The organism is Streptomyces sp. NPDC051218 (genome assembly GCF_044455475.1).
Classification (GTDB): Bacteria; Actinomycetota; Actinomycetes; order Streptomycetales; family Streptomycetaceae; genus Streptomyces.
This window is the reverse complement of sequence record NZ_JBITEU010000006.1, coordinates 44854-57834: the sequence shown is the minus strand read 5'-3', so window position 1 is coordinate 57834 and position 12981 is coordinate 44854. Positions and strand designations below refer to the sequence as shown.

Sequence of the window (12981 nt, the reverse complement as noted above, 5' to 3'; positions counted from 1 at the left end):
CGTGCGGTGTTCTTCAGTTCGCCGTCAGGCGGACTTGCGGCTGTCCCGCGGATGCACCGCGATGTTCATGGCTCCTGAACGGAGAACCGCGAGGCGCTCCTCCAGGACCTCCTCGAGTTCTTCCCGAGTACGGCGCTCCATGAGCATGTCCCAGTGCGTACGCGCAGGCTTCCCCTTCTTCTCTTCAGGTCCGTCGCCGTCTACGAGGAGTGCCTGGGCCCCGCAGACCTTGCACTCCCACTCCGGCGGAATTTCCGCCTCTACCGAGAAGGGCATCTCAAAACGATGTCCGTTCTGGCATGCGTACTCCACGGCCTGGCGCGGAGCCAAGTCGATGCCGCGGTCGGTCTCGTAGCTGGTCACCACGAGGCGCGTGCCGCGAAGAGCTCGCTCACTCATGAATCGTGCCTCCCGGGCTTGTCGCCCACAGGACAGGTGTCGCTGTCGTCGTCATCCGGTCAACGTCCGGTCGGCGGTAAAGATTCCCGTTAAGGGTCATGCGTCGCCGTCGTATGCCGCCCCTTGTTGTACCCACCAGCGCCCGGTATGTCACATCTGACAGAGGATGTCACCCTGCGTTTCTGAATCTTCAGCGCGCAGTAACGGTCCGCCTGGTAAGCCAAACGCGTACACTACCGCCCTTTGGCTTCAGTTGCTAAATCCTGACGGGTACGGAATTTCCCGCGTCGCGGATCGCGCGCCGTACGGGTACCCGCGCGAGCAGGACGAAACCGATCACGAAGAAGGCCACGAGCGAGACAATCGCGTCCCGGTAGCTTCCCGTGAGCTGGTACGTGAGGCCGAAGATCAGCGGCCCGAGCCAGGCCATGCCGCGATCGCTGATCTCGTACGCCGAGAAGTACTCGGCCTCCTTGCCCGCGGGCACCAGATGCGAGAACAGGGAACGCGAGAGCGCCTGCGAACCGCCGAGCACCAGACCGATCCCCGCGGCGAGCACGAAGAACCACACCGGCGCGCCTGCGGGCAGGAAGAACCCGGCCCCGATCGTCACCGTCCACGCCACCAGCGAGCCGAGGATGGTCCGTTTGGCGCCGTACGTCCGTGCGAGGCGCCCCATGGCGAGCGCGCCCGCCACCGCGAGCACCTGTACGAGGAGGACCGCGACGATCAGCGTGGACTGGTCGAGGCCGAGTTCCTCGGAGCCGTAGACGGACGCCTGGGAGATCACCGTCTGCACGCCGTCGTTGTAGACGAGGTAGGCGAGCAGGAAAGACAGGGTGTGCGGATGGCGGCGCATGTCGCGCACGGTCGCCGCAAGCTGCCGCAAGCCGCGGGCCGACGCCTCCGAAGGCGGCGCCTTGCGGTCACGGAGCCGCCGTAGCGGTACGAGCGTGAACGCGCCCCACCACACGCCGGCCGACGCCAGACAGATGCGCACGGCGGTCGACTCCGAGACACCGAAGGTGTCATGGCCCAGGAACAGGACCAGATTCGCCACCAGGACGAGCGCGCCCGACGCGTAACCGAACGCCCATCCGCGCGAGGAGACCGCGTCGCGCTCCTCAGGAGGGGCGATCTGCGGCAGATAGGAGTTGTAGAGCACCATCGAGACGGCGAGCGAGGCGTTGGCGACGATCAGCAGGAAGCCACCGAGGAGATAGCGGTCGCCGTCCAGGAAGAACATGCCCGCCGTCGCCGCGGACCCCAGGTACGCGGCCACCGCGAGCAGCGGCTTCTTGCGGCCCGTGCGGTCGGCGGCGGCGGCCGCGAGCGGCATGACGAAGACCGACATGAGCACCGACGCGGACACCGCGTACGCGAAGAAGGACCCGGCGCTGACCGGGATGCCCAGCGGGTGGACGTATCCGTCGCCGTCCGCGGCCGACTTGGCGATCTCCGTCAGGTACGGGCCGAGGAACACCGTCAGGACGCTCGTCGAGTAGACCGAGCACGCCCAGTCGTAGACGTACCAGCCACGCTGCTCCCGCCGTCGCCCGGCGGTGCTCTCGTCGGCCGGTCGCGCTGCCCGCACGGTGTCGGTGCCCACCCGTGCCCCCTTGCTGGTTCCCCGTGGTCCGCTGCCGCCCCGGAGGCGGTCAGGCCCAGGCTCCCCGGTCCTTCAGCACGTCGCGCAGCGTCTCGATGTGATCAGAGATGATGCCATCTACACCGAGATCGAGAAGAGCGGCCATGCGTTCGGCGTCGTTGACGGTCCATACGTGCACCTGAAGCCCGCGCGCGTGGGCCGCGCGGACGAAGCGGTGGTCCACCACCCTGATGCCGCCGTGCCTCTCGGGCACCTGCGCGCACACCGCGGAGCGGCGTACGACGGCGGGGACGCCGTACGAGTGCAGGCGCAGGGCCGCCACGCCCCGCGTACCGAACGAGGTGGCAAGGCGCGGGCCCGCGAGTCGCTGGGCGCGAGCCACGCGGGCCTCGGAGAACGAGCCGACGCACACGCGGTCCCAGGCGCCGGAGCGGCGCAGCAGGTCCAGGAGCGGGAGCAGGGCGGGCTCGGCCTTCACGTCCACGTTCCAGCGGACGTCGGGGAAGGACTCCAGGAGCTCTTCGAAGAGGGGCACCGGCTCACTGCCCGCCACGCGCGCGTGGCGCACGTCGCTCCACGGGAGGTCGGCGATCTGCCCGGCCATGTCCGTCACCCGGTCGAGCGTCGCGTCGTGGAAGGCCACGAGGCGGCCGTCCGACGTGGCGTGCACATCCGTCTCGATGTAGCGGTACCCCAGGCCGACCGCGCGCCGGAACGCGGCGGCGGTGTTCTCCAGGCCCTCCGCCGCCCCGCCCCGATGGGCGAAGGCGAGCGGGCCGGGGTGATCGAGATAGGGATGGCGTACGCGCGTGGTCACCGCTGCAGTATCGCCTGCTCCGGTTGACCGCCGGCGGCCACGATGCCTCCCCCGGATGGAGCGGGGGCGGCGAAGAAGCGCAGGAAGAACTGGGCCAGTGGGCCGATCGCCAGCGCGTAGAGGACCGTTCCGATGCCCACCGTGCCGCCGAACGCGAAGCCGGTGGCCACCACGGCCACCTCGACCAGCGTCCGCATCATCCGGATCGAGCGGCCGGTGCGCTGATGCAGGCCCGTCATCAGGCCGTCCCGGGGTCCTGGCCCGAACTTCGCCGCGATGTAGAGCCCGGTCGCCAGGCCGTTCAGGACGATGCCCGCCATGAGGAGCGGGATGCGGGCGCCGAGTCCGTGCGCCTCCGGCATCAGCGCGAGGGTGCCGTCCATCGCCAGGCCGACGACGAAGACATTGGAGACCGTGCCCAGGCCGGGGCGCTGCCGCAGTGGGATCCACAGCAGCAGGACCGCGGCGCCGATGAAGATCGAGACGACGCCGATGGACATCCCCGTCAGCTCGGCGAGGCCTTGATGCAGCACGTTCCACGGTTCGAGGCCGAGCCCGGCGACCACCAGGAGCCCGGAGCTCGCGCCGTAGAGCGCCAGGCCGGCGTACAGCTGGATCAGCCTGCGGGTGAGGTGCGGCCTGGACGGCTTCGGCGGCTTCGGCGGCTTCGGTATGGACAAGGTGTGCCCCCCTGCTGGTGATGTGGCCTGACGCATGACACTCTGTGGCTCGTAAAGGGATGCCAACCATGGCCAATTCCAGGAAGGTGGACTGGGAATCGTGGCTCAGTGGACTTCGGCGATGGGCGCCACACAGCTCGCCCGGCTGCTCGCCTCTCAGCAGACGCGCCCCGCGGGGCCCGGCTCTCGCCGCCCGCCCGCCTACCGCGCCCTCGCCGACGGTATCCGCATGCTCGTCCTCGAAGGCCGCGTCCCGGTCGCCGCGCGGCTGCCCGCCGAGCGCGAGCTGGCGGTGGCGCTCGCCGTCAGCCGGACCACGGTCGCGGCCGCGTACGAGGCGCTGCGGAGCGAAGGCTTCCTGGAGTCGCGTAGGGGAGCGGGCAGTTGGACCGCCGTCCCGGCGGGCAATCCCCTTCCCGCGCGCGGGCTCGAACCCCTTCCGCCCGAGGCGCTCGGCTCCATGATCGACCTGGGCTGCGCGGCGCTGCCCGCGCCGGAGCCCTGGCTCACCCGCGCCGTGCAGGGCGCCCTGGAGGAACTCCCTCCGTACGCGCACACACACGGCGACTTCCCTGCCGGGCTGCCCGCGCTGCGTCAGATGCTCGCCGAGCGCTACACCGCGCGCGGCATCCCGACGATGCCCGAACAGATCATGGTCACCACCGGCGCGATGGGCGCCATCGACGCGATCTGCCACCTGTTCGCACCGCGCGGTGAGCGCATCGCCGTCGAGTCCCCGTCGTACGCCAACATCCTTCAGCTGATGCGCGAGACGGGCGCCCGTCTCGTCCCCGTCGCCATGTCCGAGGGGCTCGAGGGCTGGGACATGGACCGCTGGCGCCAGGTGCTGCGCGACGCGGCGCCCCGGCTCGCCTACGTGGTCGCGGACTTCCACAACCCCACGGGCGCCCTCGCCTCCGAGGACCAGCGACGCAAGCTCGTCGACGCCGCGCGCTCCGCGGGCACGGTCCTCGTCGTCGACGAGACCATGATCGAGCTGCAGCTCGACGACGACCTGGCGATGCCGCGCCCCGTCTGCGGCTTCGACCCGGCCGGCTCGACCGTCATCACCGTCGGCTCGGCGAGCAAGGCCTTCTGGGCGGGCATGCGCATCGGCTGGGTACGGGCCGCGCCCGACGTGATCCGCAGCCTGGTGTCCGCCCGCGCGTACGCCGACATGGGCACCCCCGTACTGGAACAGCTCGCCGTGAACTGGCTCCTGTCCACCGGCGGCTGGGAGTCCGCCGTGCAGGTGCGCAGGGCCCAGGCCCGCGAGAACCGCGACGCACTGGTCGACGCCGTCCGCCGCGAGCTGCCGGACTGGGAGTTCGCCGTACCGGCGGGCGGCCTCACCCTGTGGGCGCGGGCCGGCGGCCTCTCCGGCTCCCGCATCGCCGAGGTGGGCGAGCGGGTCGGCGTCAGGGTCCCGTCAGGGCCGCGCTTCGGCGTGGACGGAGCCTTCGAGGGGTACGTGCGGCTGCCGTTCACCGTGGGAGGCGCGGTGGCCGAAGAAGCGGCGGCGCGCCTGGCCGCGGCTGCCCGTCTGGTGGAGACGGGCGCGGGCACGGGGGTGGAGACGCCGCGGGCCTTTGTGGCCTGAGTGCTGGGGGGTGCGGGAGGCGTCAGCTCTCGGTGGGGACGGGCTCTGGTTGTGCGCCCGGTTTGGTGGCTGGGGAGGAGTTCCGTCGCCTGGCCGCGGCTGCCCGTCTGGTGGAGACGGGTGCGGGCCTTTGTGGCCTGAGTGCTGGGGCGGGTGCGGGAGGTGTCAGCCTTCGGCGGGGACGGGCTCCGGTTGCGCGCTCGGTTTCGTCGGCGCGGTCTCGGCGTCCGTGTCGGTCTGGGTGGGTGGCTCGGTCTCGGTGCCGGTGCTCGTTTCGGCGTCGGCCGGGGTGCTTCGCGCGGGGAGGAGATCCGTCACCGCCTGCCGGTGCGCCTCGCTCGTCGCGTCGTCGTACGGGTCGGGCGTCGCGGGTACCTGGAGCCGGTGCACCTGGCCCGTGCCGAGGCGGGCGTACCCGCGGCCGGGCGGGACGTCGGACGTGGGCGTCGTGCGGGGCGGCACCCCGAGGATGTCCTCGACCTGGTCGAGCGTCGTGGGGCCGAGGACCACGCGCGCGCGTGTGTGCTGACGCACGGGGTCGCTCAGGGAGTCCAGGCTGTCGAACTGGTCGGCCACGACGACCGTGACGTTGGCTGCCCTGCCGTGCCGCAGGGGCACCTGGAGGAGCGACTGCGGGTCCTTGCGGCCGTCCGCCGCCGCAAGGTGACCGAGCACGCTGGGGCGGTCCATGAGAATCCACAGGGGGCGCTTGGTGTCCTCCGGAGCGGGGTGGCCCGCCTGCCGGGCGCGGTTGGCGGAGATCAGGCGCCGCTCCGTCTCGTGCGCCGCCCACTCCAGGCTGGCCAGGGCGCCGGCGAGCCCGCACTCGATGGCCAGGACGCCGTCACGTCCGGTCAGGCAGGCGTAGTCGCCGATGCCGCTGCCCTCGATGATCAGGACGTCGCCGTGCAGGAGAGCTTGCAGGGCGATGGAGCGCAGCAGGGTGGTGGTGCCGCTGCCGGGTTCACCGACCACCAAGAGGTGCGGTTCGGTGGAGCGGGGGCCGGTGCGCCAGACGACGGGGGGTACGTCGCGCTGTGCGTCGCCGTCCGCCACCGGGAGGGTGCGCTGGACGCCGGTGGGGTCGGTGAAGCCGAGCACGGTCTCGCCGGGGGCCGTGACGAACCGCTGGGCGGCGATGTCGGTGGGCAGCGGGGGCAGCACGTTCACCGTGAGCTGGTTGCCCTCCTCGTCCCACTCGAAGTGGTACTCGCGGCCGCGGCCCGCCTTGGCGTGCAGCAGCTGCTCGATCCGGGTGCGGGACTCGGCCTCGCCGTCCGTGAAGTACGCGGGGTAGCGCACCACCAGATGGGAGACACGGCCGTCGTCGTCGAACTCGTACGACGTGAGGGCCTTGTCCCACTCGCCGCCGTGCGCGAAGAGCGGCGCCGGGTCCTCGGGGACCGAGAAGTACGGCACCAGCGCTTCGTAGAGGGACTGCAGCCGTCCGGTCTGCGCCTCGTCGGGGCCGGTGGGGGCCGGCTCCGTGCGTTCCCGGCCGGTCCACGCGGCGGCCGCCATCAGGCAGATGGCGGCGAGCAGCATGCCGTACGGCATGAGGGCCACGACCAGGACGACGGAGGCCACGAGGAACAGGAAGGGCCCGCGCTTGTCCTTGGGGGTGTCGACCCACTTGCGCCGCCCGGCCGCTGCCAGCCGGCGCAGTCCACGAGTGATCGTGATCAGTGGGTGGAGGACGTCGGTGGCGCTGTCGGCGGCCGACCGCGCGAACTCCCGGCTGCGGGCGATCGAGGCGGTGCCGTTGCTCAGGATGCGGGGGAGGGGGCGCCGGGCCACGTCAGTCTCCAGTTGGTGCGAACGTACGACAGGGAGGAGGGGGCGTCAGAACTTGATCCCGCCGAGGAGGCTCGCCAGGCTCGCGCTGCCGGCCTTGATGCTCGGGGCGATGGCGGTGCCCGCCATGAAGAAGCCGAAGAGCGCGCAGACCACCGCGTGGGACGCCTTGAGGCCGTCCTTGCGGAAGAACAGGAAGACGATGATGCCGAGCAGCACGACGCCCGAGATGGAAAGGATCATGACGGTTCTCCTGGTTGGTGGGGACAGTCACCATGAGTTGTTCCAGGTTCACAGCATGTATCCATACGATAAAAGGTGCAAATGGGGGAATTTTCCAGAATTTCCCTCGAATGGAGCAGGCTACTGAGCCGCCCGAGCACGGGTTCGGAGTGCGTCCGGGCCCCTTCGTGATCTTTGCCGCGGGCGCGCCCCGTCATGTACCCGCACGGGCAGTACCCTGTCGATTCACTCGTACGGCTGCACTCGGCGCCGTACGACCCCCGAGTCACCCCGCAGTCGAAAGGCGGTCTGGTCCATGAGCGAAGCCCCCGACCCGGAAGTCGTGGAGCTGGCGACCAAGATCTTCGATCTGGCGCGCCAGGGCGACACCGCGGCCCTCGCCGCGTATGTGGACGCAGGCGTTCCGGCCAATCTCACGAACGACAGCGGCGACTCGCTCGTGATGCTCGCCGCCTACCACGGGCACGCGGACGCCGTCCGGGCCCTCCTGGAGCGGGGCGGTGACGCCAACCGTGCCAACGACCGGGGGCAGACACCGCTCGCCGGTGCGGTCTTCAAGGGCGAGGAAGCGGTGATCCGGGCGCTCCTCGACGGAGGAGCGGATCCGGCCGCGGGCACGCCGTCGGCGGTGGACACCGCCCGGATGTTTGCCAAGACGGAGCTGCTCGAGCTGTTCGGGGCGCCCTGAGCCGGGTACCTGACCAGCAACAACGGGGGCGCTGGAAATGTGGTCGCGGCGGATTGAACCGCTGGGTCATCATGACGACGTGATTCACGGACGCGACGGCGGGGCAGGAGTTGCCGCACCGCGTGGACCGTGAGCGGCCCGCCCCCGGACCTCCCGTCCGGGATCCCTACGGGCCACCGACGAGAGGCAGAGGAAGATGGTCTACAGCAAGCAAGAGACGGCGGGCGGCCCGACGTGTTGGCGCACGGCCAGGTAATTCACGATTCCCGGTTGCGTCGACGCTTGATGTGAGGCTGTTTCCCATGTTCGATCCGGTCATAGCGCCCAGCGGTACGCTGCTCGGCCTGCTGCAGCGGGGCCGCGGCGACGGCACGCTGCACGCACTCACCGCACCCCGCTCCGAGGCGCTCGCCGCCCTCGAGACCTGCGTGCTCCACGATCCACGCCACGACTGGCAGGTGGAGAACCGCTCCCTGTACTACGCCAGGCTCTACCTCGATCTCCGCGGCGGGATCGAGGAGATCGAGCGGCATCTATTCGATGCCGAGGACGTCCTGAACACGGACGAGTCACGCACCGGCCTCGCCCTCGCCGTCCTTGGCCACCTCGCCTCGTACGGCAGGCACGACGCCCTCGAACTGCTGCGTCGGTACGCCGCGTTCGGCGCCAACTGGGCCTGGGCCCTGGACGAACTGGCGCTGCGAGACGACGACGCGGGCCTGCGAGCCCTCGCGGTGCCCGTGCTCGCCAGATTCTCCACGGACGCCGAGGGCGAGGCCGAACTGGCCGCCGCCGTGCGCGACGCCTACGAACCCCGGCCCTGGCGGCTGTGGGAAGAGGACCCGCGGGAGGGCATCGGAGCCCGTGTGCGCGCCGCGCGGGAGCAGGGTTCCTTCGACCGCTGGCAGCGACAGATGCGACCCTCGGGGCCGCGCCCCGGCTGGAGCGTCCAAGCCGTCTTCGACTGGGCACAGGAAGGGCTCGAACGCGGCGCCGTCCTGCATGTGCCCGCCGCCCGCTGCCTGAGCGCGGTCGCCGGGCCCGACGACCGCGCCGAGATTGTCCGGGCCGCCCGCGACGGCTCCGACGGGGCACGCGGCACGGCCCTGCGCTACCTCGCCGATGCGCACGATCCCGAGGTGTTCGACCTGATCGAGCACGCGGCCCAGAGCCCCTCTCGGACCGCCGCGGACGCCGCGACCGAGGCCTTCGAACGGATGCGCAGCATCGCCGCCGTGGAACGGGCCCGCCGCGGGGCCCAGCGGCCCGACGCGCTCGGCGCCGCCGCGGGACGGGTGCTCGCCTGCAGGGGCGGCGCCCAGGACAGCAAGCTCGTACTGGCCGCACTCCGGGAAGCCGTCCGAGGCGAAGGCCCGGACGCGCCGACCCTCTGGACGCTCGTCGACGGCGCCGGACGGCTCGGCATCGCCTGCGCGGCCCCCGTCCTTCGCCACGTCTACCGCGAGACCGCCTCCTCCCACCTCCGTGGCCGCGCCGCCCGCGCGCTCGCCGCCACCGACCCCTCCTTCGCGGCCGGATTCGCCGTCGAGTGCCTGTGGGACTGCGAGGAGTCCACCCGCGAGGTCGCCGCACGGCACGCGGAGACCGGCGACGCGCGCGTGGTCACCCAGCTCAGAAGGCTCGCCGCGGACCCCGCCGAGGAGGACGAGGTACAGACCGCGGTCCGCAGCAGAATCGACCCCGACGCGGCCGAGGTGTAACCGGCGCGCCCCGGGGCGGGGCGCGTGCGGAGGGCAACGCTCATGGGACGTTCCTCGCCAGGAAAGATCCACGTTGACGTGACCACGCCCCGCACGACGACAACACGGGTATGCGTGTCGTCATCGTCACCGAATCCTTCCCTCCCGACGTCAACGGCGTGGCGCACTGCGCCCTGCAGACCGCCCGCCGGCTCGCGGCGCTAGGTCACGACCCCCTCGTCATCGCCCCGGCCCCCGCGGCCGGGGCGGACGCCGCAGCCGACGCCAGTGCGCCCTGCCCCGTCATCCGCGTCCCCTCCCTGCCCCTTCCCGGATACCCGCAGGTCAGGGTGGCACTGCCCAGCCGCCGTCTGTCGGCGGCACTGAGCGCGCACCGGGCCCAACTCGTCCACCTGGCCAGCCCGTTCGTCCTCGGCGCACGCGGCATGGCGGCCGCCGCGCGCCTCGGCGTACCCGCCGTCGCCGTCTACCAGACGGATCTGGGCGGTTACGCCCGTACGTACATGGGGATGGGCGAGGCCACCGCCTGGCGCCGCATCCGAGCCGTTCACGCCGCGGCCGACCGCACTCTCGCCCCCTCGTCCGCAGCCCTGCGCGATCTCGTGACGCACGGGGTGCCACGAGTGCGGCTGTGGCCGCGCGGTGTCGATACCGATCGCTTCGGGCCCGCCCTCAGGGACGAGGCCGTACGCCGTGAACTCGCGCCGAACGGTGAGCTGATCGTCGGCTACGTGGGGCGGCTCGCTCCCGAGAAGCAGGTCGAACTCCTCGCCGGAGTGAGCGCCCTGGAAGGCGTGCGGCTCGTCATCGTCGGCGACGGCCCCAGCGAGGGTTCGGTCCGGGCGGCGCTGCCCGGCGCCGTCATGCTGGGGCGCCGCACCGGGAGCGAACTCGCCCGGATCTTCGCCTCGTTGGACCTCTTCGTGCACACCGGCCCCTACGAGACGTTCTGCCAGACCGTGCAGGAGGCCATGGCCAGCGGAGTGCCGGTGATCGCCCCCGCCGCCGGCGGACCGCTCGACCTTGTCGTCCCCGGCCGCACCGGGGTCCTGGTACCGCCCCGGGACGCCCTGGCGGTGCGTGACGCGGTGTGGGCGCTTGCCGCTGATCCGGGGCTGCGTGCGGCGTACGGGAGGGCCGGGCGCGCGGCTGTCGAGGGGCGGACCTGGGGAGCGGTGGGCGAGCAACTGGTCGGCCACTATGCCGAGGTGCTCGCTGCGCGGACGGCGGTGGCGGCATGAGGGCGGCTCTGTACAGGGAGGCCACGATCCGGCCCGGCGGGCCGCGTTCCGAAGCGTTGCGCATCGTGCGGCTCGCGAACTTCGTCGCTCCCTCTTCGGGTGGACTGCGCACCGCGTTGCGGGAGTTGGGGCGCGGTTACCGCGCGGCCGGGCACGAGCCCGTGCTGATCGTGCCCGGTGAGCGGGCCGGGGTCCGCGACACCGACCAGGGCCGCGTCGTGACCCTGCCGGGCCCGATGCTGCCGGGAAGCGGCGGCTACCGCGTCCTCACGGACCGCCGCAGGGTGGCCCGGGTCCTCGAACGCCTCGCCCCCGACCGCATCGAGGTCTCCGACCGCACGACCCTGCGCTGGACCGGGGCGTGGGCCAGGCACCGCAGGATCCCGGCCGTGATGGTCTCCCACGAGACGGCACACGGTGTGCTCGGCTCCTGGGGCGTGCCGCAGCAGGCGGCCCTGCGTGCCGCCGATGCCCTCAACTCCCGTACCGCGCACGCCTACGCGCGCGTGGTGTGCACCACGGAGTGGGCCGAGCGCGAGTTCGTCCGTGTCGGGGCGCGCAACGTCGTCCGCGCACCCCTGGGCGTCGATCTCGTGGGCTGCCGGCCGGGGCTGCGTGATCCACGCGTGCGTGCCCGCCACGCGCGCGAGGGCGAGGTGCTCCTTGTGCTGTGCTCCCGGCTGTCGGTGGAGAAACGGCCGGGCATGGCGCTCGACGCCCTGGAGGCACTCCGTGGCCGTGGTGTTCCGGCGGTCCTTGTCGTGGCGGGTGACGGGCCGCTGCGGGCCCGTCTCGAACTGCGGGCGCGTGAGCGGCGGTTGCCGGTGACGTTCCTGGGGCACCTCACGGACCGCGCGGCGTTGGGCGCGCTGCAGGCCTCGGCTGACGTCTGTCTCGCGCCGGGCCCCTGCGAGACGTTCGGGCTTGCGGCCCTGGAGGCGCTGGCGTGCGGAACGCCGGTGGTGGCCAGCGCGTCGTCGGCGCTCCCGGAGATCGTGGGCGGCGCGGGCGCGGTGGCGGCGGACAGCGGCGCGGCGTTCGCGACCGCCGTCCAGGCTCTCCTGGCCCGCCCGGAGCAGACCCGCAGGGAGAGGGCACGCGCGCGTGCGGAGTGTTTCGGGTGGGAAGGGGCGGTCGCGGCGTTCCTCGGGGCGCATGAGGCATTCGTGGGTGATCCTGGCGGTGGGCAGGCGCCCCGCAGGGCGATCGGGGCCTCCCCTGCTGGATCGGAGCCGAGGCCTTGGGGAAGGGTGGGCACACCCCGGGTGCCGGGCGCCGATTCGCCAGGCGGAGGGGCTTTCGAGGCGGCGCCCCCCGAAGGGCGTGTCTCATGAAGCCGCTGAGTTTCGTAGCCCTTGGCGACTCCCTCACCGAAGGCATCGGGGACCCGGTGGAGCAGGAGTGGCGAGGCTGGGCCGCGCTCCTCGCCGCGGGGCTTGCCCCGCCTGAAGCGGGCGTCGGGTTCCACAATCTTGCTGTCAGCGGGTCCCAGACCGGAGACGTGCTGGAGCGTCAGCTCCCCGCGGCGCTGGAGCTGCGCCCCGATCTGGTCTCCGTGATCGTCGGCGTCAACGACACCCTTCGCTGCACGTTCGACATCCGCGCCGTGGCCGCGCGGCTCGACGAGATCTACGGCGCCTGCGCTCAGCAAGGCGCCCAGCTGCTCACCGCCTGTCTGCCCGACCCGGGGGCCATGCTCGGCCTCCCGGGCGCGCTGGCCCGCCCACTGGCCCGGCGGCAACGCACGGTCAACGCCGTCGTACACGCGCTGTCCGAGCGGTACGGCGCCGCCCATCTGCACCTCGCGCAGGACGAGTGGGTGGCCGACCGCACCCTGTGGAGCGCGGACCGGCTGCACCCCGGTGAACGGGGTCACCGCCTCGTCGCCGCCCGCTTCCACGCGCTGCTGGCGGCGCGGGGCCTGGCGGCGGGCAGTCCGCCGTCGTGCGAGCCCCAACTGCCTTCACCCACCCGGTCGGCGAGCCTGCTGTGGCTGGCCACCGCGGGGACCGGCTGGGTGGCGCGCCGGTGCACCGATCTGCTGCCCCAGCTGCTCACCCTCGCCGCCGACGAGGTACGGCATCAGGTACGGGGCAGCAGCGCCCGGCTCGACCTGAGCGCCACCCACGCGGTGACGGCGGCCCTCGCCGCGCTCACCGCGGCCGAGCAGCCGGAGGCCGCGTAGCAGA

The 12981-nt window shown here is 72.2% G+C and carries 12 protein-coding genes; 6 read left to right on the top strand and 6 right to left on the bottom strand.

Annotation, left to right across the window (positions count from 1 at the left end):
• Positions 1 to 24: 24 nt before the first annotated feature.
• The 4 genes from ACIBCK_RS18945 to ACIBCK_RS18930 all read right to left on the bottom strand — a co-directional run bounded on the left by ACIBCK_RS18945 (position 25) and on the right by ACIBCK_RS18930 (position 3541).
• Entirely contained in the window at positions 25 to 399 is a 375-nt protein-coding gene (locus tag ACIBCK_RS18945; RefSeq protein ID WP_030360404.1) for an RNA polymerase-binding protein RbpA, read from the bottom strand.
• Positions 400 to 655: 256 nt separating this feature from the next.
• Positions 656 to 2008 carry an MFS transporter gene (locus ACIBCK_RS18940; RefSeq protein WP_399391626.1) on the bottom strand — a complete coding sequence of 451 codons (1353 nt, stop codon included), beginning with the start codon at positions 2006 to 2008 and terminating at the stop codon, positions 656 to 658.
• A 49-nt stretch (positions 2009 to 2057) separates the two neighbouring features.
• Positions 2058 to 2825: a glycerophosphodiester phosphodiesterase gene (locus ACIBCK_RS18935; protein ID WP_399391624.1), complete on the bottom strand. Its 768-nt coding sequence runs from the start codon at positions 2823 to 2825 to the stop codon at positions 2058 to 2060.
• Positions 2822 to 3541 (bottom strand): YitT family protein, encoded by a 720-nt coding sequence (locus tag ACIBCK_RS18930; protein WP_399391622.1) that lies wholly within the window; start codon positions 3539 to 3541, stop codon positions 2822 to 2824. The genes ACIBCK_RS18935 and ACIBCK_RS18930 overlap by 4 nt, the downstream gene beginning before the upstream one ends.
• 64 nt (positions 3542 to 3605) lie before the next feature.
• On the opposite strand from ACIBCK_RS18930, the gene ACIBCK_RS18925 reads away from it, so the two are divergent.
• Complete coding sequence (locus ACIBCK_RS18925; protein WP_399391620.1) at positions 3606 to 5105, top strand: PLP-dependent aminotransferase family protein; 1500 nt, start codon at positions 3606 to 3608, stop codon at positions 5103 to 5105.
• 165 nt (positions 5106 to 5270) lie between these two features.
• Here the strand turns inward: ACIBCK_RS18925 and ACIBCK_RS18920 are convergent, their stop codons facing one another.
• Both ACIBCK_RS18920 and ACIBCK_RS18915 read right to left on the bottom strand, forming a co-directional pair.
• Positions 5271 to 6902, bottom strand: coding sequence for a hypothetical protein (locus ACIBCK_RS18920; protein WP_399391618.1), 1632 nt, complete (start codon positions 6900 to 6902; stop codon positions 5271 to 5273).
• A 45-nt stretch (positions 6903 to 6947) separates the two neighbouring features.
• Positions 6948 to 7142 (bottom strand): hypothetical protein, encoded by a 195-nt coding sequence (locus tag ACIBCK_RS18915; protein WP_160503705.1) that lies wholly within the window; start codon positions 7140 to 7142, stop codon positions 6948 to 6950.
• A gap of 295 nt (positions 7143 to 7437) precedes the next feature.
• Here ACIBCK_RS18915 and ACIBCK_RS18910 point away from each other — a divergent pair, with 295 nt between their 5' ends.
• From ACIBCK_RS18910 to ACIBCK_RS18890, 5 genes are all read left to right on the top strand, one after another.
• Positions 7438 to 7830 carry an ankyrin repeat domain-containing protein gene (locus ACIBCK_RS18910; RefSeq protein WP_399391616.1) on the top strand — a complete coding sequence of 131 codons (393 nt, stop codon included), beginning with the start codon at positions 7438 to 7440 and terminating at the stop codon, positions 7828 to 7830.
• 302 nt (positions 7831 to 8132) lie between these two features.
• Positions 8133 to 9551, top strand: coding sequence for a HEAT repeat domain-containing protein (locus ACIBCK_RS18905; RefSeq protein ID WP_399391614.1), 1419 nt, complete (start codon positions 8133 to 8135; stop codon positions 9549 to 9551).
• Between the two features lie 110 nt (positions 9552 to 9661).
• Positions 9662 to 10792: a glycosyltransferase family 4 protein gene (locus ACIBCK_RS18900; protein WP_399391612.1), complete on the top strand. Its 1131-nt coding sequence runs from the start codon at positions 9662 to 9664 to the stop codon at positions 10790 to 10792.
• Complete coding sequence (locus tag ACIBCK_RS18895; RefSeq protein WP_399391610.1) at positions 10789 to 12126, top strand: glycosyltransferase; 1338 nt, start codon at positions 10789 to 10791, stop codon at positions 12124 to 12126. Before ACIBCK_RS18900 ends, ACIBCK_RS18895 begins: the two co-directional genes overlap by 4 nt.
• Positions 12123 to 12977 carry an SGNH/GDSL hydrolase family protein gene (locus ACIBCK_RS18890; protein WP_399391608.1) on the top strand — a complete coding sequence of 285 codons (855 nt, stop codon included), beginning with the start codon at positions 12123 to 12125 and terminating at the stop codon, positions 12975 to 12977. Before ACIBCK_RS18895 ends, ACIBCK_RS18890 begins: the two co-directional genes overlap by 4 nt.
• Positions 12978 to 12981 lie beyond the last annotated feature (4 nt).